Annotated in this window: 19 protein-coding genes and 1 pseudogene; 11 read left to right on the top strand and 9 right to left on the bottom strand. The window is 73.3% G+C overall.

Annotated elements, in window-relative coordinates; translation table 11 throughout:
• Positions 1–23 precede the first annotated feature (23 nt).
• From OG937_17525 to OG937_17510, 4 genes are all read right to left on the bottom strand, one after another.
• Positions 24–299: a hypothetical protein gene (locus tag OG937_17525; protein ID WUD73353.1), complete on the bottom strand. Its 276-nt coding sequence runs from the start codon at positions 297–299 to the stop codon at positions 24–26.
• A gap of 153 nt (positions 300–452) precedes the next feature.
• Complete coding sequence (locus OG937_17520) at positions 453–683, bottom strand: DUF3107 domain-containing protein (GenBank protein ID WUD73352.1); 231 nt, start codon at positions 681–683, stop codon at positions 453–455.
• Between the two features lie 135 nt (positions 684–818).
• Positions 819–1,454, bottom strand: a complete 636-nt coding sequence (locus OG937_17515) for a TetR/AcrR family transcriptional regulator (protein ID WUD73351.1) — start codon at positions 1,452–1,454, stop codon at positions 819–821.
• Between the two features lie 100 nt (positions 1,455–1,554).
• Positions 1,555–1,779 carry a hypothetical protein gene (locus OG937_17510; GenBank protein ID WUD78787.1) on the bottom strand — a complete coding sequence of 75 codons (225 nt, stop codon included), beginning with the start codon at positions 1,777–1,779 and terminating at the stop codon, positions 1,555–1,557.
• 180 nt (positions 1,780–1,959) lie between these two features.
• Between OG937_17510 and OG937_17505 the strand changes: the two genes are divergently transcribed.
• From OG937_17505 to OG937_17480, 6 genes and pseudogenes are all read left to right on the top strand, one after another.
• Entirely contained in the window at positions 1,960–2,928 is a 969-nt protein-coding gene (locus OG937_17505) for an alpha/beta hydrolase (GenBank protein ID WUD73350.1), read from the top strand.
• Between the two features lie 4 nt (positions 2,929–2,932).
• The gene (locus OG937_17500; protein WUD73349.1) at positions 2,933–4,321 is read left to right on the top strand and encodes a DUF3152 domain-containing protein; all 1,389 of its coding nucleotides are present in this window, start codon (positions 2,933–2,935) and stop codon (positions 4,319–4,321) included.
• A gap of 317 nt (positions 4,322–4,638) precedes the next feature.
• Positions 4,639–6,354 carry an ABC transporter substrate-binding protein gene (locus OG937_17495; protein ID WUD73348.1) on the top strand — a complete coding sequence of 572 codons (1,716 nt, stop codon included), beginning with the start codon at positions 4,639–4,641 and terminating at the stop codon, positions 6,352–6,354.
• Between the two features lie 22 nt (positions 6,355–6,376).
• A pseudogene (locus OG937_17490) lies at positions 6,377–7,303 on the top strand (ABC transporter permease).
• Complete coding sequence (locus OG937_17485; GenBank protein WUD73347.1) at positions 7,300–8,298, top strand: ABC transporter permease; 999 nt, start codon at positions 7,300–7,302, stop codon at positions 8,296–8,298. The pseudogene OG937_17490 and the gene OG937_17485 overlap by 4 nt, the downstream one beginning before the upstream one ends.
• The gene (locus OG937_17480) at positions 8,295–9,914 is read left to right on the top strand and encodes an ABC transporter ATP-binding protein (protein WUD73346.1); all 1,620 of its coding nucleotides are present in this window, start codon (positions 8,295–8,297) and stop codon (positions 9,912–9,914) included. Before OG937_17485 ends, OG937_17480 begins: the two co-directional genes overlap by 4 nt.
• A gap of 63 nt (positions 9,915–9,977) precedes the next feature.
• Here OG937_17480 and thrS read toward each other — a convergent pair whose 3' ends face one another.
• On the bottom strand, positions 9,978–11,210 hold the full coding sequence (thrS, locus tag OG937_17475; GenBank protein WUD73345.1) for a threonine--tRNA ligase: 1,233 nt from the start codon (positions 11,208–11,210) through the stop codon (positions 9,978–9,980).
• A 360-nt stretch (positions 11,211–11,570) separates the two neighbouring features.
• On the opposite strand from thrS, the gene pelF reads away from it, so the two are divergent.
• The 5 genes from pelF (at position 11,571) to moeZ (ending at position 17,347) form a co-directional block, all read left to right on the top strand.
• Entirely contained in the window at positions 11,571–13,235 is a 1,665-nt protein-coding gene (gene pelF, locus OG937_17470) for a GT4 family glycosyltransferase PelF (GenBank protein ID WUD73344.1), read from the top strand.
• Complete coding sequence (locus tag OG937_17465; GenBank protein ID WUD73343.1) at positions 13,232–14,275, top strand: hypothetical protein; 1,044 nt, start codon at positions 13,232–13,234, stop codon at positions 14,273–14,275. The genes pelF and OG937_17465 overlap by 4 nt, the downstream gene beginning before the upstream one ends.
• A gap of 118 nt (positions 14,276–14,393) precedes the next feature.
• Positions 14,394–15,314 (top strand): NAD-dependent epimerase/dehydratase family protein, encoded by a 921-nt coding sequence (locus OG937_17460; protein WUD73342.1) that lies wholly within the window; start codon positions 14,394–14,396, stop codon positions 15,312–15,314.
• Positions 15,302–16,063: a spherulation-specific family 4 protein gene (locus tag OG937_17455; protein WUD73341.1), complete on the top strand. Its 762-nt coding sequence runs from the start codon at positions 15,302–15,304 to the stop codon at positions 16,061–16,063. Before OG937_17460 ends, OG937_17455 begins: the two co-directional genes overlap by 13 nt.
• A 105-nt stretch (positions 16,064–16,168) precedes the next feature.
• On the top strand, positions 16,169–17,347 hold the full coding sequence (gene moeZ, locus OG937_17450; GenBank protein WUD73340.1) for an adenylyltransferase/sulfurtransferase MoeZ: 1,179 nt from the start codon (positions 16,169–16,171) through the stop codon (positions 17,345–17,347).
• A 78-nt stretch (positions 17,348–17,425) separates the two neighbouring features.
• Here the strand turns inward: moeZ and OG937_17445 are convergent, their stop codons facing one another.
• From OG937_17445 to OG937_17430, 4 genes are all read right to left on the bottom strand, one after another.
• Entirely contained in the window at positions 17,426–18,613 is a 1,188-nt protein-coding gene (locus tag OG937_17445) for an acyltransferase (GenBank protein ID WUD73339.1), read from the bottom strand.
• 111 nt (positions 18,614–18,724) lie between these two features.
• On the bottom strand, positions 18,725–19,594 hold the full coding sequence (locus tag OG937_17440) for a glycerophosphodiester phosphodiesterase family protein (protein WUD73338.1): 870 nt from the start codon (positions 19,592–19,594) through the stop codon (positions 18,725–18,727).
• A 284-nt stretch (positions 19,595–19,878) separates the two neighbouring features.
• Entirely contained in the window at positions 19,879–20,946 is a 1,068-nt protein-coding gene (locus OG937_17435; protein WUD73337.1) for a phosphotransferase family protein, read from the bottom strand.
• On the bottom strand, positions 20,943–22,034 hold the full coding sequence (locus tag OG937_17430; GenBank protein WUD73336.1) for a hypothetical protein: 1,092 nt from the start codon (positions 22,032–22,034) through the stop codon (positions 20,943–20,945). The genes OG937_17435 and OG937_17430 overlap by 4 nt, the downstream gene beginning before the upstream one ends.
• Between the last annotated feature and the right edge of the window lie 33 nt (positions 22,035–22,067).

The following is a 22,067-nucleotide window of genomic DNA, read 5'->3' as shown; positions in this document are numbered from 1 at the left end:
GAGCCGTACGGAGGCCGTGCGGCTCAGGCCGTGCGCGGCGACGACGGGCGGGCGCTCCGCGGCGGGCGCACCAGCAGCGAGAGCAGGGCGGCCGCCACCCCCACCGACACGGCGAGGCTGATCAGGAACCGGTCCGAGCCGAGGACGGTACGGGTGATGAGACCGCCGAGGACGGCGGCGACCGTTCCCGTGGCGAGCACCAGCGTCGCCGCGGGAAGGCGGCGGCGGGGGAGCATCCGGGTCGCGGCGTACGCGACGGACAGTCCGACGGCGGCGAACGCGAGCGCTTCCCACATCATCGTGCGGCCCCTCCCGGAGACTTCGGTCGCACGGGTCCTACCCCGCGGGCCCGCACGGCGAAACGGCGGGTCACCCCATTCGGGGGTGACCCGCCGTGCGTCGTCCCGGTGCGGGAGCGGCGAGGCTCTGACCTGCCCTGCCCCCTGCCCTGCTTAGAGCTGGGCGCCGAAGCCCACCCGGCGCGCCGCCTGCTCACCGATCTCCACGTAGGCCAGCCGTTCGGCCGGCACGAGCACGCGCTTTCCGTGCTCGTCGGTGAGGCTGAGCAGCTTGGCGGTGCCCGTGAGCGCCTCGGCGACGGCCTTCTCGACCTCCTCGGCCGTCTGCGCGCTCTCGATGATGATCTCGCGCGGCGCGTGCTGCACGCCGATCTTGACCTCCACGGCTTTTGTCCCTCCGAACGGTCTGCGGTGTGCGCGGTTGGAAATCGCGCCGTACGCAGGACACATTAGCCGCGCCCGGCACCAGGGCACCGGCCGACGGGCACGCCCAGAGCGAACAGCCGCCGGGCGGAGGCGTCAGTGCTCGGCGCCGTGCAGCGGGAAGCCCGCGATGCCGCGCCAGGCCAGCGACGTCAGCAACTGCACCGCGGTCTCGCGGGGCATGGAGCTGCCGCTGGAGAGCCAGTAACGGGCCACGACCTGCGAGACGCCGCCGAGGCCGACGGCGAGCAGCATGGACTGCTCGGTGGTCAGCCCCGTGTCCTCGGCGATGACCTCGCTGATCGCCTCGGCGCACTGGAGCGCGACCTTGTCGACGCGCTCGCGGACGGCCGGCTCGTTGGTGAGGTCGGACTCGAAGACCAGGCGGAAGGCGCCGCCCTCGTCCTCCACGTACGCGAAGTAGGCGTCCATGGTGGCCGCCACGCGCTGCTTGTTGTCGCTGGTGGAGGCCAGTGCGGTGCGCACCGCGTCCAGCAGGGCCTCGCAATGCTGGTCCAGCAGGGCCAGGTAGAGCTCGAGCTTGCCGGGGAAGTGCTGGTAGAGCACGGGCTTGCTGACGCCCGCGCGCTCCGCGATGTCGTCCATCGCGGCGGCGTGGTAGCCCTGGGCGACGAACACCTCCTGGGCTGCGCCCAGCAGCTGGTTTCTCCGGGCCCGGCGCGGCAGGCGTGTGCCGCGAGGGCGCGCCTCAGTCTGCTCGATGGCTGTCACGCCGCCTCCCATGTGATGTCGTTCTGCGCTGCGGGTGCCATCGTACTTTTCGGTAGCGGGGGCATGCGCTGTGCGAACGCACATTCTCACCAAGTGGAACTCAGCGATAGTCGTCCTCGTCGAGTTCCACCACCCTGTGCTGCTCGGCGACGTCCGCCGGATCGGCGTCGTCGGGGCGTTCGGTGATCGGGACATCGCGGTGCTGCAGCAGTTCGAGGTGCTGTTCGGCGATGTCCGCCTCGGGCGCCTCGATGTCGGTCTCGGCGTCCTCCAGGTCGTCGATGACGTCGTCGTCGAAGGTCTCGATGTCGTCGGACACGGGCACCTCCCGTCTGGTCGTGCGCTGCCGTCCCCCGCTGCTACCCACTGTCCCCCTCTTTCCCCTTCTGCGAGCGTAGGAGACAGGGACGGGGTGTGCAGAGTGACGGGAGGGACGGAAAATCCCCACGACGCGTGTGAGGGCGAACACACGAGCGCACGCGTGATCACCTCGTAACATTGCCCCATGTCCTCGACGGAGTCGCCCGAAGCCGCGTTCGCCGCCGTGCCCGTACCGCCTTCGGGAGCCAGAGCCGGGGACGGGGAGGTGGTGCGGACCGTGGCCTTGCCGGGGCGGACGCTGGCCGTACGGGCGCGGGCGGAGCAGGCCGAAGGGCTGCCGCCCGCGCTCTTCGTGCACGGCCTGGGCGGGTCGTCCTCCAACTGGTCGGCGCTGATGCGGCTGCTGGCGGACCGGGTGTCCTGCGAGGCCCTGGACCTGCCCGGTTTCGGGCATTCGCCGCCGCCGGACGACGGCAACTACTCGATCGGGGGGCACGCGCGCGCCGTCGTGCGCCTGCTGGAGGCTTCCGGGCGCGGGCCCGTGCACCTCTTCGGCAACTCGCTGGGGGGAGCCGTCGTCACCAAGGTCGCCGCGGCCCGGCCCGACCTGGTCCGCACCCTGACGCTGATCTCGCCCGCGCTGCCGGAGGTGCCGCCCCAGTACGGCGCCTGGCCGACCGCGTTCCTCGGGCTGCCGGGCGCGACCGCGCTGGTGTCCCGCGCCACCCGCGACTGGTCCGTGGAACGGCGCACCCGGCAGCTGCTGTGGCTCTGCTACGGCGACCCGTCGCAGGTCAGCGAGGAGTCCTTCGCCGAGCACGCCACGGAGTACGAGCGCCGGCTGGCGCTGCCGTACTTCTGGGACGCGCTGACCCGCTCGGCGCGCGGCATCGTGGACGCCTACACGCTCGGCGGCCAGCACAGCCTGTGGCGGCAGGCCGAGCGGGTGCTCGCGCCGACGCTGCTGGTGTACGGGGGCAAGGACAAGCTGGTGGCCCCCCGGATGGCGTACCGTGCCGCCCGGACGTTCCGTGACTCGCGGCTGCTGACGCTCCCCGACAGCGGGCACGTCGCGATGATGGAGCACCCCGATGCGGTGGAGCGGGCCTTCCGCGAACTGCTGGACGCCACGGACGCGCGGACGGATCACTGACTTCATGGGCAGGCACAGCGCACCGGGCGGCCGTGACGGCCGCCGCGACGACGTACCGGGCATAGCCGGCGGCAACTCGGGCACCGGCCGCCGCCGGCGTTCCGGCCCGACGACGACCCCGCAGCGGCCGGGCGGACCGGGTCAGGCGCCCGGTGGTTCCGTGCCGGGCGGCCGGGACGGCTTCCGGCCCGGGGACGCCGGGCACGGTCACGACGACGTCCCGGGCCACTCCCACCCCGAGCACCGCGAGCACTCGGCCTGGGGCCGGGCCGGTTCCTGGGCCCCGCCGCGCACGCCGCGCGGGACCCGGCCCGCGGAGCTGGCGGACACCGCGCTCGGCACGGAGTACCCGGAGGACGACGACCCCCTCGACGCGGACCTCTTCACCGCGCCCCGAATAGCGGGCTTCCCGCGCCAGCGCCGGGCGCCCGGCGCGGGAGCCCGTGGCGGCCCCGGCCCGCGGCGGGACTTCGTCGCGGCCTTCGACGCGCCCTCCGCCACCACGGAATCCGGGGCACCCGTGGAGGGCGCCGCGGAGGCCGGGGAGGGCGACGAACAACCCGAACGGCCCAGGAAGGGCGTCAGGACTCGCGCGCTCAGCGGCGCCGCCGCCGCTGCGGTCGTGACCGTGCTGGCCGTCGTCGTCGCGGGCCAGATGGCCGCCGGGGGTGAGAAGCGTCACTCGTCCGCCGCCGCGGCACCGGGCGGCAGCCGGGGCGCCGACGACTCCGCGTCCCGCTCCCAGGGCCGGGCGACCCCCTCGACCTCACCCTCCGCGGTCACCGCCCCGCTCACCTACGACCAGGCGATGGTCCGGCGCTACCCGCTCGACCAGGAGCTGAGCCTGGCGGGGAAGTTCCAGACCGTGGCCGGCCACGAGAAGGCCCCCGGCAAGGGCAAGCTGCTGCGCGTGCGGGTGGACGTCGAGAAGGGTCTGCCGCTGGACGCCCGGCTCTTCGCGGACGCGGTCTACAAGACGCTGAACGACAGGCGGAGTTGGGCGCACGCCGGGTCCCGCACCTTTGAGCGGGTCTCAACGGGCCCGGCCGACATCGTGATCACCCTGGCCAGTCCCGGCACCACGGCCACCTGGTGCGCGAAGTCCGGCCTGGACACGACGGTTGACAATGTGTCATGTGACGCGGCGTCGACTCCCCGGACGATGATCAACGCGTACCGCTGGGCGCAGGGGTCAAAGACGTACGGCCCGGACCGGATGCCGGCCTACCGCGAGATGCTGATCAACCACGAGGTCGGGCACCGGCTCGGCTACGACCATGTGCTCTGCCCCCAGCAGGGTGCCCTGGCCCCGGTCATGATGCAGCAGACGAAGTTCCTCTCCTACGGGGGCCTGACCTGCAAGCCCAACGCCTGGCCCTACCCCCGGGGCTAGCTTTTTGACATCGGGCGATTAATCGTTCAATGTTTTCGGCATGCCGCACAGCCCCACCACAGACGCCGACGCCAGCATCGAGCTGGCGCTCATTGGCGTGGCCGGGCATTGCGTCGCCGACATCCTGTGTCGCCGTTCCACGGTGCCGGGCGCGTAGAGGGCGCATCTCCCCTCGCTCCGGTCCTCTCCGACCCGTGGGCGCGCGTCTCGACGCTTGATCGATCCTTCACGGTCCCCTTCGCGGGGTCCGTCGCCGCTGCCTGCGGGCCTTCCCCAGCCCCGCCCTCTCCAACTCGCAGCCGCGAAAGGGATCTTCGATGTCTCACCTGTCCGTCACACCCCGCCGCCTCGCAGCGGCAGCCGTCGTCCTGGCGATCACCGGCGGCGCCGCCGCCTGCGGCCCGGAGGACAGCGGGGCCAAGGCGGCGGCCGACGGCAAGCCCGCCAAGGGCGGCACGCTCTACGTCCTCAACCAGTCCCCGCAGGAGGACTTCGACCCGGCGCGGCTCTACACCTCCGGCGGCGGCAACGTCCCCGGCCTGGTCTTCCGCACGCTGACCACCCGCAACCGCGAGAGCGGCGCGGACGGCGCGAAGGTCGTCCCCGACCTGGCCACCGACACCGGCACGCCCAACCAGGACGCCACCGTCTGGACGTACCACCTCAAGGACGGCCTGAAGTACGAGGACGGCAGCCCGATCACCACCGCCGACATCAAGTACGGCATCGAGCGCTCCTTCGCCGCCGAACTGTCCGGCGGCGCCCCCTACCTGCGCGACTGGCTGGTCGGCGGCAAGGAGTACCAGGGCCCGTACAAGGACAAGGGCGGTCTGGACTCCATCGAGACCCCGGACGCGAAGACCATCGTCTTCCACCTGAACAAGCCCGAGGGCGACTTCCCGTTCCTGGCCACCCAGACCTCCTTCGCCCCCGTGCCGAAGGCCAAGGACACCGGCACCAAGTACGAGAACCACCCGTTCTCCTCCGGCCCGTACAAGGTCGTCGGCAACGAGAACGACGGCGAGCACCTCGTCCTGGAGCGCAACACCCACTGGGACCCGAAGACCGACGAGGAGCGCAAGGCCTACCCGGACCGCATCGACGTCCGCTCCGGGCTCGACGCCGCCGTGATCAACCAGCGGCTGTCCTCCGGCTCCGGCAAGGACGCCGCCGCCGTCACCACCGACACCAACCTCACCGCCGCCGAACTCGCCAAGATCACCGGCGACAAGGAGCTCGCGGGCCGCGTCGGCACCGGGCAGTTCGGCTACACCGACTACATCTCCTTCAACCCGAAGGTGAAGCCGTTCGACAACCCCAAGGTGCGCCAGGCGATCTCCTACGCGGTCGACCGCAGCACCGTCGTCAACGCCCTCGGCGGCTCCTCGCTCGCCGAGCCGGCCACCACCTTCCTGCCCGCGCAGGAGTCCTTCGGCTACACCCCGTACGACGCGTTCCCGGCCGGCAAGAGCGGTGACGCCGCCAAGGCCAAGGAGCTGCTGAAGGAGGCCGGTTACCCGAACGGCCTGACCGTCACGCTGACCCACGACAGCAGCGGCGGCGACGAGCAGGGTCCCGAGGTCGCCACCGCCCTGCAGGACGCCCTGAAGAAGGCCGGCATCACCGTCAAGCTGGAGGGCCTGGAGTCCAGCGCCTACAGCGAGAAGATCCACGGCATCAAGACCGAGCCGGGCTTCTTCCTCGCCGGCTGGGGCGCCGACTGGCCGTCCGGCGGCCCCTTCCTGGCCCCGATCTTCGACGGCCGGCAGATCGTCAAGGACGGCTACAACTTCAACAACGCCCAGCTCGACGACCCGGCCGTGAACCAGGAGATCGACGAGATCAACAAGCTCACCGACCTCAAGGCCGCCGCCGTGCGCTGGGGCGCCCTCGACAAGAAGATCGGCGAGCAGGCGCTGACCGTGCCGCTGGTCCACCCGGTCTACAAGCGCCTGTACGGCAAGGACGTCAAGAACGTCGTCATCAGCGACTGGACCGGCGTCCTCGACGTCTCGCAGGTCGCGGTCAAGTGACCACGACCGACGTGCTCGCCGCGCCCGGCAGCTCTGGCGGCGGCTGCGCGCCCAGCGTGCCGCCCTCGCCGGGGTCGCCGTGATCGCCCTGCTCGTCCTGGTGGCCCTCGCCGCCCCGCTGCTCGCCGCCCTGGAGGGGCAGGACCCGGACGCCTACCACGCCTCGGCCGTCGACTCCGCCCTCGGCGGCGTACCGACCGGCTCCTTCGGCGGAGTGAGCGCCGACCACTGGCTCGGCGTCGAACCCGGCACCGGACGCGACCTGTTCGCCCGGCTCGTGTACGGCGCGCGGATCTCGCTGGGCATCGGCCTCGCCGCCACCGTCGTGCAGGTCGTCCTCGGGGTCGCGGTCGGCCTCGCCGCCGGCCTCGGCAACCGCTTCCTGGACAACCTGCTCAGCCGGACCACCGACGTCATGCTGGCGCTGCCCACCCTGGTCTTCTCCATCGCCCTGCTGGCGATCGTCCCCGCCGGCTTCCCGCGTCCGGTGCTGCTCGTCCTCGTCCTCGGCCTGCTCGGCTGGGGCGGCACCTCCCGCATCGTCCGGGCCCAGACCCTGAGCCTGAAGTCCCTCGACTACGTGGCCGCCGCCCGGCTCGGCGGCGCCGGCCGGTGGCGGATCGCGCGCCGCGAACTGCTGCCGTCGCTGGCCGCGCCCGTGGTGACGTACAGCGCGCTGCTGGTGCCCTCCAACATCGCGTCGGAGGCGGGACTGTCCTTCCTCGGCATCGGCGTCAAGCCGCCCACGCCCTCCTGGGGACAGATGCTCTCCTCCGCGACCACCTGGTACCAGGCCGATCCGACGTACGTGCTGCTGCCCGCCGGCCTGATCTTCGTCACCGTCCTCGCCTTCACCGCCCTCGGTGACGGCGTGCGCACCGCCCTGGACCCGCGGGCCGGCAGCCGCCTGCGGTCCGTGGCCCGCAGGCGCAAGGAGGCGCGGTCATGATCCTCCTCACCCGGTTCGCACTGCGCCGGCTGCTGGCGGCCCTGCTGGTCCTGCTCGTACTGAGCATCGCGGTCTACGCCCTCTTCTACGTCCTGCCCGGCGACCCGGCACGCCTGGCCTGCGGGCCCAAGTGCACCGCCGACCAGGTCGCCCAGGTCCGCACCCAGCTGGGCCTGGACGACCCGGCCTTCGCGCAGTACGCCCACTTCCTGCACGGCCTGTTCGCCGGCACCGACATCAGCACCGGTGTCGGCACCGAGCACTGCGGCGCACCGTGCCTGGGCTTCTCGTACCAGAGCGGCGAGCAGGTGACCTCCCTGCTCGCGCAGCGGCTGCCGGCCACCGCCTCGCTCTCGCTGGGCGCGATGGTGCTGTGGCTGGTCATCGGCGTCGGCACCGGGGTGCTCTCGGCGCTGCGCCACGGCGGGCTCACCGAACGGCTGCTGACCGGGCTCACCCTCGCCGGCAACGCCGTGCCCGTCTTCATCATCGGCATCCTGCTGATGCTGCTGTTCGTCTCGGTGCTGGGCTGGCTGCCCTTCCCGTCCTACGTCCCGCTGACCGAGGACCCCGAGCAGTGGGCGTGGAACCTGGTGCTGCCCTGGCTCTCCCTGGCCATCCTGGAGAGCGCCAAATACGCCCGGCTGACCCGTAGTTCCATGCTGGACACGCTCGCCGAGGACCATGTGCGCACTTTCCGCGCCTACGGCGTCCGCGAGCGTTCCGTCATCGGACGGCACGCCCTGCGCGGCGCCCTGCCGCCGGTCATCGCACTGACCGCGCTGGACCTGGGGACGATGTTCGGCGGCGCGGTGCTCACCGAGTCGCTCTTCGGCATCCCCGGGCTCGGCAAGAGCCTGGTGGACTCGGTGAAGACCGAGGACCTGCCGGTCGTCGTCGGACTGGTGCTGGTCACCGGCTTCTTCGTGGTCCTCGCCAACGCCCTCGCGGACGTCCTGTACGCGGTGGCCGACCGACGGGTGGTGCTGGCATGACGTCACGGCTGATCGAGGTCGAGGACCTCACGATCGACTTCCCCACCGGCACGGGCACCGTGCGGGCCGTGGACGGGCTCTCCTTCTCCCTGGAGCAGGGCGGCGCCCTCGGCGTCGTCGGCGAGTCCGGCAGCGGCAAGAGCGCCACCGCCTTCACCCTGCTGGGACTGCACCGCGGCAGCGGTGCGCGGATCGGCGGCTCGGTGCGGGTGGCCGGCGTCGACGTCCTGACCGCGGGGGAGAAGGAACTGCGCGGGCTGCGCGGCGGGCTCGCGGCGATGGTCTTCCAGGACCCGCTGTCCTCGCTCGACCCGTACTTCGCGATCGGCGACCAGATCGCCGAGGTCTACCGGGTCCACCACCCCAAGGCCTCCCGGCGGGCGGCCCGCGCGCGGGCGGTCGAGGTGCTCGACCGGGTCGGCATCGCCGACGCACCGAGGCGGGCCCGCTTCCGGCCGCACGAGTTCAGCGGCGGCATGCGCCAGCGGGCCCTGATCGCCATGGCGCTCGCGTGCGAGCCGCGGCTGCTCGTCGCGGACGAACCGACGACGGCCCTCGACGTCACCGTGCAGGCGCAGATCCTCGACCTGCTCGGCGAACTGCGGCACGAGACCGGCATGGGGCTGCTGCTGGTCACCCACGACCTGGGCGTGGTGGCCGGGAGCGTAGACGAGGTCCTGGTGATGAAGGACGGCCGTGCCGTGGAGCGCGGACCGGTCGGCACCGTGCTGGGCGCACCGCGACAGCCGTACACGCGGGACCTGGTGGCCGCGGTCCCGCGGGTGGAGACGGCGAAGCCGCGCGGCGCGGCCGTGGGCGAGGTCCTCCTCGAAGCCGTCGGCGTGCGGCGGGAGTTCGGCCGGCGCGGCTCCCGGGTCGCGGCGGTCGACGGCGTCTCGCTGACCGTGCGCGCGGGCGAGACGCTCGGCGTCGTCGGGGAGAGCGGCAGCGGCAAGACCACGCTCGGGCGGATGCTCGTGGGGCTCCTGGAGCCCACGGGCGGCGAACTGCGGCGCCCGGGCGCACGCTCCGTCGCGGGCACGCCGGGACTGCAGATGGTGTTCCAGGACCCGGTGTCCTCGCTCAACCCCCGGCGCAGCATCGGCGAGTCCATCGCGGACCCGCTGCGCACGGCGGGCGTGCTCGACGACGCCGCGGTCGTCGCCCGCGTGCGGGAACTGCTGGAACGGGTCGGGCTCGACCCCCACTGGTACCACCGCTATCCGCACGAGTTCAGCGGCGGTCAGCGGCAGCGGGTCGGCATCGCCCGGGCGCTGGCGCCCGAGCCCCGGCTGATCGTCTGCGACGAGCCGGTGTCGGCGCTCGACGTCACGACGCAGGCGCAGGTCATCCGGCTGCTGGGCGAGTTGCAGCGCGAACTGGGGCTCGCACTGGTCTTCATCGCCCACGACCTGGCCGTGGTGCGCCAGGTCAGCGACAACGTCGCGGTCATGCGGGCGGGCCGGGTCGTGGAGTACGGCCCCGCCGGGCGGGTCTACGAGGCGCCGGAGCACGAGTACACCAAGGGGCTGCTCGCGGCGGTCCCGGTGCTCGACCCGGAGGAGTCCGCCGCCCGGCGCGCCGCCCGGCGCCACGCACTGGCGGCCACCGCCTGACGCGCCGGGGTGCGCCCGGCCGGGTCGGACGGGCGCGCCCCGGTCCGCCGTGCCGCGCGGGGGTCAGGCGGGGTCCTCGCCCCCGGGCCACAGCTCCACGTCATGGGCGGCCACGGCCGCACGGACGCGCTCCACTACCACTTCCCCGGGCAGCGGCGGAAGGCGGCGGCCGTCGCGGAGCCGCAGGGCGACGTGCGCGTCCGCGGCCTCCTTCGGGCCGATGACGGCCTGGTAGGGGACGAGGCGGGCCTCCCGGACGCGCGCCCCGAGGGTGCCGCGGTCCGGTGCGCGCAGGTCCGCGCGCAGTCCCAGGTCGAGGCACCGCCCCATTAGCGCCTCGGCCTCGGGCAGCTCCGCCTCCGACACCGGGAGGACGACCACCTGGGTGGGCGCGAGCCACGGCGGGAACGCTCCGCCGTGCTGCTCGACCAGGTGCGCCACGGCCCGCTCCACGCTGCCGACGACGCTGCGGTGCACCATGACCGGACGGTGCTTCGCGCCGTCCGCGCCGATGTAGTGCAGCCCGAACTGCCGGGGCTGGTGGAAGTCGATCTGCACGGTGGACAAGGTGGCCTCGCGGCCCGCGCCGTCGGCGACCTGGACGTCGATCTTGGGCCCGTAGAACGCGGCCTCGCCTTCCGCCGCCTCGTAGGGCAGCCCCGAGCGGTCCAGGACCTCGGTCAGCAGGGCGGTGGAGCGTTCCCACAGCTCGGGCTCGGCGACGTACTTGCCGCCGGGCCCGGGGAGGGAGAGCCGGTGACGGGCGGGGGTGATGCCCAGGGCGCGGTACGCGCGGCCGATCATCTCCAGGGCGGCGGCGGCCTCGTCGGCGACCTGGTCGAGGGTGCAGAAGATGTGCGCGTCGTTGAGCTGGATGGCCCGTACGCGGGTGAGCCCGCCGAGCACGCCGGACAACTCGGAGCGGTACATGCCGCCCAGCTCGGCCATGCGCAGCGGCAGTTCGCGGTGGCTGCGGGAGCGCGAGCGGTAGATCAGCGCGTGGTGGGGACAGAGGCTGGGCCGCAGCACGACCTGCTCGCCGCCGAGGTCCATCGGCGGGAACATGTCGTCGCTGTAGTGCGCCCAGTGCCCGGAGATCTCGTACAGCTCGCGTTTGCCGAGCACGGGTGAGTACACGTGGCGGTAGCCCGCACGGCGTTCGGCCTCGCGGACGTACTCCTCCAGGGCGTGCCGGACGGCGGCGCCGTCCGGCAGCCAGTAGGGCAGTCCCGCGCCGATCAGCGGGTCGGTGTCGAACAGGCCGAGCTCGCGGCCGAGTTTGCGGTGGTCGTGCATGGCGGTCTCCTCGCGGACGGCGGGCGGATGACCGCAAGGGAAAGCCCCGGGCACTCGCCCGGGGCTTCCTCATGACAGGGGTCAGCGCGCCGGGACACTCTCCGGCGTCGTCGTCATGGCAGCGCGCTTCATACCGGTGACGATAACAGCCACCGCCGGCGCCCGCGCGGGAATGGCACCGCGCCCCGCTCGCCCGTGAACCACCCGGCGAACGTCTACCCGGTCACAACGCACAACGCTGGGGAAAGTTACGTCTCTTCACCCCTTTCGGTGGCACTGCGGACAACCGTCCGTCGTGCCCCCACTTCGCCGGAATACGGTCATCGCGCCCGAACAGACCACTGCGGAGAGGGGGCAGACGTGCGTATCGCATTACTCGCGGAGGGTGGTTATCCGTACGCCCGGGGTGAGGGGGGCGCCTGGGTCGACCGGCTCGTGCGCGGGCTCCCCGGGCACGAGTTCGCGGTGTACGCGATCGGCAGGAGCGAACGGGCCGGGACGGCGGGGATGCCGGCGCTGCCGCCGCAGGTGCGGGACGTGCGCGTGCTGCCGCTGTGGGGGCCGGCGCCGGGGCCCGGGGGCGTGCCGGGCAAGGCGCGCCGGCGGCGGGCGCAGGCGCTGGAGCAGTACCGCGACCTCGTCGGGGTGCTGGCGGGGGACGCCGGGGCCAATGGCGTGGCGGACCGTTTCGCCTCCGCGCTCTACGGCCTCGCCGAACTCGCCCGCGAGGACGGTGGCGTCCCGGCGCTGCTGCGCTCCGAGCACGCGGTGCGCGTGCTGGAGGAGGTCTGCCGGGCGCCCGGCGCGCGACCCCTCGTCGGGGAGGCCGGAGTGGGCGATCTCCTGCTCGCGGCCGACCAGTTGGAGCGCGCGCTGCGGCCGCTGGCCGCGCCCTGGTACGACGAGTTCGGCGACGCGCTGGCCACCGCCGACCTCTGCCACGCCGTGACCGGCGGCACCGCCCTGCTGCCCGCGCTCCTGGCCAAACGGTTCTTCGGTACGCCGCTGCTGGTGACCGAGTACGGCGTGCGGCTGCGCGAGACCCTGCTGCTGCACCGTGCCGCGGGACTGTCCGCCCCCGTACGCGCCCTGCTCGCCGCCTTCCACCGCCACCTCGCGGGCGAGGCGTACCGCCGGGCCGCCCTGGTCACCCCCGGCAACGCCCACGCACGCCGCTGGCAGGAGCACTGCGGCGCCGAGCGGGACCGCGTCCGTACGGTCTACCCCGGCTACCAGGGGCCCGTGCCCGAGCCGCCGGCCGACGCCGAGGGCGGCGACCCGGCGCTGGTGTGGGTCGGCCGGGTCGATCCCGGCAAGGACCTGGTCGGGCTGCTGCACGCCTTCGGGGAGGTGCGCAAGGAGGAACCCGGAGCGCGGCTGCGCGTCGTCCGCGCCGGCGAGGGCGACCCCGCGTACCTGGAGCAGTGCCGCTCCCTGGCGGCGCAGCTCTTCCCCGACGAGGCGGCCGACGCCGTCACCGCCGGGGAGAACCCGGTCACCTTCGAGGAGCTCGGCTCGCCGGGCGCCCCGGCGCTCCCCGACGCCTACGCGGCCGGGGACGTGGTCGTCCTCTCCAGCGTCGTCGAGGGCTTCCCGGTCACCCTGGTCGAGGCCATGTTCTGCGGCCGGGCCACCGTCTCCACGGACGTCGGCGCCGTACGGGAGGTCATCGGCGGGACCGGCCTGGTCGTGCCCCCGCGCAACCCGAAGGCGCTCGCCGAGGCCTGCGTCGCCCTGCTGCACGACCCCGAGCGCCGGCAGCGGCTGGGCGCCGCCGCACGCGAACGCGCCCTGGAGCTCTTCACCGTCGAGCGGAACCTGGCGGCGTTCCGGGAGATCTACCTCGACCTGGTGGCCCACGCGCCCGGCCGTCACGCCCCGCTGCGCGACCCGGACGGCACCCCCGTCCCCTTCGGCAGGCCCGCCGAATCCCGTGTCCCCGGCCACTGGACGGCCGCGCCGGCCTGGGCGCTCGCCGCCCGCGAGCCCGCGTACGCCGGAGCCGAGAGGCGGGAACGCGCATGAGCCACGTGCAGGAGAGCGAAGCCGGCGCCCGCAGGGGCGGCCCCCGCAAACGCGGCCCCGCCGACCCCGTCCGCGCCCTGATGCACCGTCACCGGCAGCTGTGCGCCGAGGCCGTGGACCCGCTGGAGATCGTGGCCGGACTGGAGGCGCAGGGCGTCACCGACCGCGTCGCGGCGGGCTTCCGGCACCGCGACGTCTTCTCCCTCGCCGAGGAGCTCTACGCCCGGGTGCCCCGCGCCACCGCCCCTCCCGCCGCGGGCCGGCCGGCGGACCGCCCCGCCCTGCTGCTCACCCTCGCCCCGGGCGCCGTCTGCGCCGCCGCGAGCGGGGCACTGCGCGTGCTGCCGCCGGTCACGGTGGTCGCGGTGGCCGTGCCATTGCTCCTGCTCGTGCTCCTCGCCGCCCTGCGCCGCGGACCGCTGAGGGCGCCGTACGGCACGGGCCCGGCCGGCGCGGTGTGGAGCTGCTGGCTGGTGGGGTTCGGGCTGTACGGGCCGCGCGCCGTCGACGGCTTCGCCGGGGGCGTGCTGCCCGCCGCGGACGCCGCCGAGCTGACCGCGCTCGCGCTGTCCCTCGCGCCGGCCGCCTGGTGCGCCCACCGCTTCGCGGTGCGCTCCCGCGGGCACCTGCTGCGCAGCCGCAGCCTGGAGGAGTTCGGCGGTGCCGTGCGGCCGCTGCTGGCGGGCACGCTGGCGCTCTTCCTCGCCTTCGTGCTCGCGCTGCTGTGCGCCGCCCGGGCCGTGGCGGGTGCCCCGCTCACCCCCGGCGCGCTCGCCGGGCCCGCGGCGCTCGCCCTGCTGCTGTTCACCGCCCGTCTGCTCGCGGTGCACGGCCACCCCGACCCGGCCGCCATCGGCACCGGGCTCGCCTGCGCCACCGAGGCCGTGGCCCTGGCCGCGGCCCTGCTGAACCGGTCCCCCCTCCCGCCGGCCGCCGTCCCCGCGCTGGCCTGCGCGGCCGCCGCCCTGGCGCTGGCGGCCCACGCCCTGACCACGCTCTCGCGCGCGTCGGCGCACACGGCCGCGGCGGCGCCGCGATGAGCGGCCGGCGGCCGGGGCGGCCCGGCACACCCCGCAGTTCCGTAGAAGAAGCCAAGGAGCCATTCACGATGACCCACCCGCACCCCCGACCACGGCGAGCGCAGCGGAGGCGCTCGCTATGAGAGTCCTCCTCCTGGGCGCCAACGGATTCGTCGGCCGTCACGTGGCCGAGCGGCTGCTGGCCGACCCCGCCGTGCAGCTGACCGCCCTCGGCCGCAGCGACGACGCGGACGTGCGCTTCGACCTGTCGTCCGGCAGTCCCGGCGCGCTGGCGCGCTTCATGGACGCCGTCCACCCCGGGGTCGTCGTCAACTGCGCGGGTGCCACGCGCGGCGGGGCACGCGAACTCACGCGGCACAACACGATCGCGGTCGCCTCCGTGTGCGAGGCGATGCGCCGCAGCGCCACCTCCGCCCGGCTGGTCCAGGTGGGCTGTGCCGCGGAGTACGGGCCCTCGCCCACCGGTTCCTCGACGGCCGAGGACGCCGTCCCCCGGCCGGGCGGTCCGTACGGGGTCAGCAAGCTCGCCGCGACGGAACTGGTGCTCGGCTCCGGGCTCGACGCCGTCGTGCTGCGGGTCTTCACCCCGGTCGGCCCGGGGACGCCCACCGCCTCGCCGATCGGGCGGCTCGCGGAGGCGATGCGCCGGGCCATGCAGACCGGCGACGGTGAGCTGAAACTGACCGGACTCGGCGTACAGCGGGACTTCGTGGACGTGCGCGACGTGGCCCGCGCCGTGCACGCGGCCTCGCTCTCCGCCGCCCAGGGCCTGGTCAACATCGGCACGGGCCGCGCCGTACCGCTGCGCGAGGTGGCCGCGGCCCTGGCCAACGCCGCGGGCTACGCGGGCGCCCTCCACGAGGTCGAGGACCCGCACCTGATGGCGAACGGCACCGGCCACCCCCACTACCCGGACGGCTGCGGCGCCTGGCAGCAGGCCGACATCCGCACCGCCCGCGACCGCCTCGGATGGCGCCCGCGCATCGCCCTCGAGGAATCCCTCGCCGACGTCTGGATGGAGGCGGCATGCCGCGTGTGACACCGAGCGGCCTGCGCAGGCCGATCGACCGCTGTGACGGACTGGGCTTCGGGGTCCCCGCGTACGCGCACCCGCTGGTCGCCCCGGGCGAATGGGCCGAACTGGCCCGCCCCGAGGCGCCGATGCACTGGGTGGTGCTCAACGTGGCGCGGGGCCCGGGCGCCCGGATCGACCCGCTCTACACGCAGGCGTGCGCCCGGCTGCGCGACGCGGCCGTGCCCGTGCTCGGCTACCTGGACACCCGGCACGGGGCACGTCCCTTCGGCCAACTGGTCGCCGACGCACACCGCTTCCTCGACTGGTACCGGGTCGACGGCTTCTACCTCGACCGTGCCCCGACCACGAGTTCGGAGCTGTCCGACTGCCGCCGGGTGATCACCACCCTGCGCGCGCTGCTGACGGTGGAGGGCGGCAGCACCGGGCACGTCGTGCTCGGTCACGGCTGCCATCCGTACGAGGGCTACGCCGAAGCCGCCGACCAACTGGTGACCTTCGCCGGGCCGTGGATGCAGTACCGCTGGTCGGAGGCCCCGGAGTGGACGGCCGCGTACCCGCCGGAGCGCTTCTGCCACCTGGTGCACGGGGTCCCCGCCCCGCACCTGGAGAACGCCATGCGGATCGCCCGCTGGCAGGGCGCGGCGACCGTCTACTTCACCGACCGCACCGACCACGCGGCCTGGGACGGCCTGCCGGGCTACTGGGACGAGGCCTCGCGCATGCTCCGCCGCCAGCCACCGCCCAGCATGTGACCAAAGTCGGTCTCGCCCCTCGGGACGGCGGTCTCGGAATGAAGAAGGGCGTGGCAGTGTTACGGGAATAACCACCGTAGTGATCGATCGACAAACGGAGTCCCCGTGTCGCTGCCACCCCTGGTCGAGCCGGCCGCCGAGCTCACCGTCGACGAGGTCCGCAGGTACTCCCGCCACCTGATCATCCCCGACGTGGGGATGGACGGGCAGAAGCGGCTGAAGAACGCCAAGGTGCTCTGTGTGGGCGCCGGCGGTCTCGGTTCGCCCGCCCTGATGTACCTGGCCGCCGCCGGGGTGGGCACGCTCGGCATCGTGGAGTTCGACGAGGTCGACGAGTCCAACCTGCAGCGCCAGATCATCCACAGCCAGGCGGACATCGGCCGCTCCAAGGCAGAGTCCGCCCGCGACAGCGTCAAGGGCATCAACCCCTACGTCAACGTGGTCCTTCACGAGGAGCGGCTCGAGGCCGACAACGTGATGGACATCTTCAGCCAGTACGACCTGATCGTCGACGGCACGGACAACTTCGCGACCCGCTACCTGGTCAACGACGCGTGCGTGCTGCTGAACAAGCCGTACGTCTGGGGCTCCATCTACCGCTTCGACGGCCAGGCGTCGGTCTTCTGGTCCGAGCACGGCCCCTGCTACCGCTGCCTGTACCCCGAGCCCCCGCCGCCGGGCATGGTGCCCTCCTGCGCCGAGGGCGGTGTCCTGGGCGTGCTGTGCGCGTCCATCGGCTCCATCCAGGTCACCGAGGCCATCAAGGTCCTCACCGGCACCGGCGAGCCGCTCGTCGGCCGCCTGATGATCTACGACGCCCTGGAGATGCAGTACCGCCAGGTCAAGGTCCGCAAGGACCCGGACTGCGCGGTCTGCGGCGAGAACCCGACCGTCACCGAGCTCATCGACTACGAGGCCTTCTGCGGCGTCGTCTCCGAGGAGGCGCAGGAGGCGGCGATGGGGTCGACGATCACTCCCAAGCAGCTCAAGGAGTGGATCGACGACGGTGAGAACATCGACATCATCGACGTCCGCGAGCCCAACGAGTACGAGATCGTCTCCATCCCGGGCGCGCGTCTGATCCCCAAGAACGAGTTCCTCATGGGCAACGCCCTCCAGGACCTCCCGCAGGACAAGAAGATCGTCCTGCACTGCAAGACCGGCGTCCGCTCCGCCGAGGTCCTCGCCGTCCTGAAGTCCGCGGGCTTCTCCGACGCGGTCCACGTCGGCGGCGGCGTCATCGGCTGGGTCAACACGATCGAGCCCGACAAGCCGGTGTACTGACCGACAGGTGAGGCCAAGGCCCGCGGCGTCCGACCGGTTCGGACGTCGCGGGCCTTCGCCGTCCCCGCGGGCCGGACGTCACGGACCTGCCGGCGCGGCCTCGGCCGGCGCCGGCCGGGCCGGGCCGGTGGTCCGCGAACGGGCCGGCGCGAGCAGGGACTTCCAGGAGCGGTGCCGCTTGAAGGGCAGCTCGAAGACCCGGGCGAACAGCCACGCCACCAGCAGTGAGACGGGCAACGCCAGTACGAGGGTGAACCAGAACGTGGGCAGCCCGGGGGAGACGAACCTGGGGGCGACGCGCCTGATGACGGTCATGACGACGGGCAGGTGGACGAGGTAGAGGCTGTACGAGAAGTCGCCGAGGACACGGACGGGGCGTGCGGTCAGGAGCCGTAGCAGGAAGGCGGGCCGTCCGGTGGCGACCGCGGCGATCAGCATCGTCATGGCGGGCGCGACGGCGAGATCCACCCAGAAGTAGTGGTCCACCGTCCAGACCCGGCCCTTGACGGCGGCGAGCGCCACGACCGGCGCGGCGGCCAGGACGGCGAACCAGTGCCACGGCAGGCGCCGGACCCGGGCCGACGCGACGACGATCCCCGCGCCCGCCAGGCCGGCGACGAACACCGGGGCGAGATGCGGGGTGAGCCAGTTGTTCCCCTCCACCGGGGTCGCGTGCGCGGCCATCAGGCCCCGGGCGACGACCAGGAGCGTCACTCCCGCGACCAGGACCACGGCGCCCAGCCGCCGCCGGACGAACAGCAGGAGCGGGAAGAGGAGGTAGAGCTCCGCCTCGACACCGATCGACCAGAACGTGCCGTTCGGCGTCGGCGCGGTGAACACGTCCTGGGCGACCAGCCCGTACACCAGGACCGTCGCGCCGGTGGGCGGCCCGAAGTGCGAGGCCGGCACCACGAACAAGGCGACGACCAGGCTCAGCGCGAGCGCCGCCCAGTATGGCGGGAGGATGCGCCAGGCCCGGCGCCGCAGGAAACGGGCGGCACCGCCCAGCCGCCAGCCGTCGCGCGCCGGGGATATGGCCAGGGAGAACCCCGACAGCACGAGGAAGAAGACGACGGCGAGACGGCCGTACATGAGCCCGTCCAGCCACCAGGGGGCGGAACTGTCGGGATACCCCGGGAACGTGTACAGCCAGCAGTGGAACAGGAGTACGTACAGTGCGGCCAGGCCGCGGAGACCTTCGAGGCCCGGCACTTCCTGCCGGCCGTGCGCCGTGCCGGCGCTGCTGACGGGGCGGCTCGCGTCCAAGGGGATCGTTCGGCCCTTTCCTTCCGCGTCGGCGACCCGGTGCCACCCACGGTGACTGGTACGTCGCGTTCGGCCGAGCGGTTCAACGGGCCGCGCACGCGACCGTCCGGGTCACTGCACGCCGTTGCGGATGACGTCCGGGCGGTTGGTGATGATGCCGTCGGCGCCGAGGGCCGCCATGCGGACGGCGGTGGTGAGGTCGTCGACCGTCCACGCGTTCACGCGCAGCGGCTTGCCGTCGGGGCCCTTCGTGCCGTGGACCGCCTGCACGTAGGCGTAGGTGACGTCCTTCTCGTCCGGGTTGATCTGGTCGGCGAAGGCCGCGTACTCCTTCAGCTGTGAGACCGGCGGGCTGCCCAGGAAGCCGGTCTCCACGGCCGGGCGCAGTTCGTGGGTGCGGCGCAGGGCGTCGGCGCTGAAGCTCTGGATGACCAGGCGGCCGGAGAGGTGGGCCCGGTCGAGCCAGCCGGCCTTCTCGAGGGTGTCGACGGTCTGCTTCTCGATGCCGGGGTAGAGCTCGGGCTGCTTGAGCTCCAGCAGCAGGCCCTGCTGGTCGCGGTCGAGGAGGGTCAGGTACTCCTGGAGGGTGGGGACGCGCTCGCCGCGGAAGTGGGGGGCGAACCAGCTGCCGGCGTCGAGCCGGCGGATCTCGGCGAGCGTGAAGTCGGCGACGCGCCAGGGGGCGCGGTCCGGGAAGACCTGCTCGACGTCGGTGGTGCGGTTCAGCGTCGCGTCGTGGATCACCACCAGGGCCCCGTCCTTGGTGCGCTGGACGTCGTTCTCGATCCACTTGATGTGCTGCTCGTTGGCCCGGCGTACGGCCGCCAGGGTGTTCTCGGGGGCCTCGGTGGACGCGCCCCGGTGGGCGAAGACCGTGGGGGAGGAGGGGTCCGCGGGGGCCGCGTGGGCCGGCATGGTGACGAACGCGGAGGCTCCCAGCAGGGCGGCGGCCGTGGCGGTACGGGCGAGGTGCTGGTGCATGCGTACTCCTCACGACGGCGCGGGTCCCCCCGACCGAGGGTCGCAGCCCGTACCCGGACACGGCAGTGCACGACATGACAAACGGGTGAATATCATCATCCCGTTCCCCCGCCAGGGTGGCACGGATGACGTCCGGCCGCAGGTCCTGAGGTCCACCCGGGCGGCGGCCTTGCCACGACGGGCCGCGGGGCCGTCCGGAGCGCCGCTGCGGGCACCCCGGGCGGCCCCGCCGTCACGGAACGTGAGGTTCGGCGTGAGGTTTGGCGTGAGGCCGGGTCCTGGGATCAGCGGTGGCGGCCCTCCACCATCGCCTCCAGCGTGTCCCGGTGCAGGATCAGCGCGTCCGGGTCGGCCGGCATCTCGCGCTCGCCGAAGTGCACCTGGCGGTGACCGATCCGCAGCATCACGACCGCGTGCCGCAGCGCGGCGTACAGGAGGTGGAAGTCCAGGTGGCGCGGGGTGTGCCCGGTGAGCTCCGCGTAGGTCGCCGCGACGCGGTCGCGGTCGAGGAAGTCCGGCATGCCGGGGAAGCCGGCGGTGACGGTGAGGTCCTGGAAGAAGCGGTGCAGGTACACCAGCCAGGCCAGGTCGAGTTCCCGGGGGCCGGCGGAGGCCATCTCCCAGTCGAGGACGGCGACGGGGGCGAAGTCGGCGTCGTAGACGATGTTGCCGACCCGGGCGTCGCCCCAGCTGAGCACGGACGGGCCGGGATCGGCGGGCCAGTGCTTCTCCAGCCACGCGAAGGCCCGCTCGATGACGGGGGAGGGGGCCAGCCCGTCCACGACCCATTCGTAGTAGGCGCGTTGGGCGTCGACGTGCGCGCGCAGCGTCCCCTCGCCGGGGACGGTGTGGAGTTCGGCGAGGACGCGCACCGTCGAACGCTCCAGCCGCGCCCGGTCCTGCTCGGAGGCGTCGAAGAGCCAGTTGCCGCCGTAGGTGTAGGGCATGACGTCCGGCGGGACGCGCCCCGGGACGCGCTCCATGACGAAGAAGGGCGCGCCGAGCGGCCCCGGGTCGGGCTCCAGCCACAGCAGTTCGGGCACGGGGACGCGGGTGCGCGCGGCGACCGTCCGGATGACGCGGTACTGCGCGGCCATGTCGTACGTCGGGAAGACGGTGTAGGCGTCGGGGTCGCCGGCCAGCCGCAGCACGCAGGGGCGGATGCGCTGGCGCGCGGTGCCCGCCGGATGGGGGACGGCCAGGTCGAACAGGACGGTCTCGCTGGACAGGCCGTTCGCGGAGGGGGCGTGCACCGCGCGGCTGTGGGCGCCGGGGTGCTTCGCGGCCAGCCACTCGTCGAGGCGGCTGCGCAGCAGTCGGGGATCGCGGGTGGTGGTGCGCACCGTTGTCACATGGCCTCCTGACCGGTGAAGCCGCTGGGGGTGTGGCGGCCGAAGCTGCCGTGCTCAAAGATGCCGTAGCCGACCCGGCCGTCCCAGGCGAAACGCGCGGCGTGGTCGGTGACTCCGTAGGCGGCGGGCGCCATGACCGCCGGATCCGTCAGGTCATACGCACGGCGGTCGAGCCATCCGCGGCCCTTCCACTCGCCGTGCTGCCAGTCGCGGGCGGGCGGGTAGCCGGCCCCGACGGCGAGCGGGCTGGAGACCAGCACCTCGGCCTCGATCTTCCCGCCGTCGAGGTGGACGACGGCGGAGACCGGGGTGCGGGTGCCCTCCCGGTAGGTGATGCCGACGTGGGCCCGGCCCAGTTGCCGGTCCGGGCCGTGCTCGGTGATCTGCAGGGCCTCGTCCAGGGAGCGGTAGCCGTCGGCGTCCTCCTGGGCGATCACCATGACGAAGCGGTCGTCGAACCGGATCGGTATCCACAGCCAGTGGAAACCCTGCGGGCGGTGCTCCTCCTCGGCCCGTCCCGGGGCCTCGCCGGGCACCGGGCGCACACCCCAGCTGCGGTCCCGGGTGGCCGTCCAGCGGCCGCGCTCCACGCGGATCTCCTCGCCGTCGCCGGTGCGGACCACACCGTGGCAGGTGCCGGCCTGGACGAAGCGGCTGGCCTCCAGGAAGAGCCGGCCGCCCCGGTACTGGGCGTGGTGCGGCTCCTCGACGGCCGGGAACGCGGCCTCCCATTCCAGGTCGTACGAGAGGAATTCGTCGTCGCAGGTCAGCCGGAGCCTGCGGAGCGGTTCCAGGACGTCGATGCGCAGCGGCCCGACCTGCTGCCGCATGCGGTCCTCGCCGAGCGCGTCCGAGGCGCGCACCGCGAGCATGCCGGTGCCGCGCGTCAGGGTCGCGTAGGCGTCGGTGACGCCGAGGTTGGGGTGGACGCCGAGGCCGGTGACGAGCAGGGCCCGGCCCTCGTGGTCGAAGAAGTGGAAGATCGAACGGTCGTAGGCGTTGCGGTCACCGGTCGCGACGTGGCGCATGGAACGGGCGATCTGATGGACCGGGTACTCGTCCAGGGGCACGGGTCGAGGCGCGGGCATGCGCCTGATGATGCGTCAGTGCGGTCGCGGTGG

The sequence above is a fragment of the Streptomyces sp. NBC_00510 genome (genome assembly GCA_036013505.1).
Taxonomy (GTDB): Bacteria; Actinomycetota; Actinomycetes; order Streptomycetales; family Streptomycetaceae; genus Actinacidiphila.
The sequence above is the reverse complement of the archived record's forward strand: the minus strand, read 5'-3'. Positions and strand labels throughout refer to the sequence as shown.

Bases quoted from the DNA above. Each gene is read 5' to 3' on its own strand.
- OG937_17460 (WUD73342.1), top strand. From the start codon at position 14,394: ATGAGAGTCCTCCTCCTGGGCGCCAACGGATTCGTCGGCCGTCACGTG.
- thrS (WUD73345.1), bottom strand. From the start codon at position 11,210: ATGCACGACCACCGCAAACTCGGCCGCGAGCTCGGCCTGTTCGACACC.
- OG937_17430 (WUD73336.1), bottom strand. From the start codon at position 22,034: ATGCCCGCGCCTCGACCCGTGCCCCTGGACGAGTACCCGGTCCATCAG.
- OG937_17485 (WUD73347.1), top strand. From the start codon at position 7,300: ATGATCCTCCTCACCCGGTTCGCACTGCGCCGGCTGCTGGCGGCCCTG.
- OG937_17505 (WUD73350.1), top strand. From the start codon at position 1,960: ATGTCCTCGACGGAGTCGCCCGAAGCCGCGTTCGCCGCCGTGCCCGTA.
- OG937_17465 (WUD73343.1), top strand. From the start codon at position 13,232: ATGAGCCACGTGCAGGAGAGCGAAGCCGGCGCCCGCAGGGGCGGCCCC.
- OG937_17495 (WUD73348.1), top strand. From the start codon at position 4,639: ATGTCTCACCTGTCCGTCACACCCCGCCGCCTCGCAGCGGCAGCCGTC.
- OG937_17525 (WUD73353.1), bottom strand. From the start codon at position 299: ATGATGTGGGAAGCGCTCGCGTTCGCCGCCGTCGGACTGTCCGTCGCG.
- OG937_17455 (WUD73341.1), top strand. From the start codon at position 15,302: ATGCCGCGTGTGACACCGAGCGGCCTGCGCAGGCCGATCGACCGCTGT.
- OG937_17500 (WUD73349.1), top strand. From the start codon at position 2,933: ATGGGCAGGCACAGCGCACCGGGCGGCCGTGACGGCCGCCGCGACGAC.
- OG937_17480 (WUD73346.1), top strand. From the start codon at position 8,295: ATGACGTCACGGCTGATCGAGGTCGAGGACCTCACGATCGACTTCCCC.
- OG937_17440 (WUD73338.1), bottom strand. From the start codon at position 19,594: ATGCACCAGCACCTCGCCCGTACCGCCACGGCCGCCGCCCTGCTGGGA.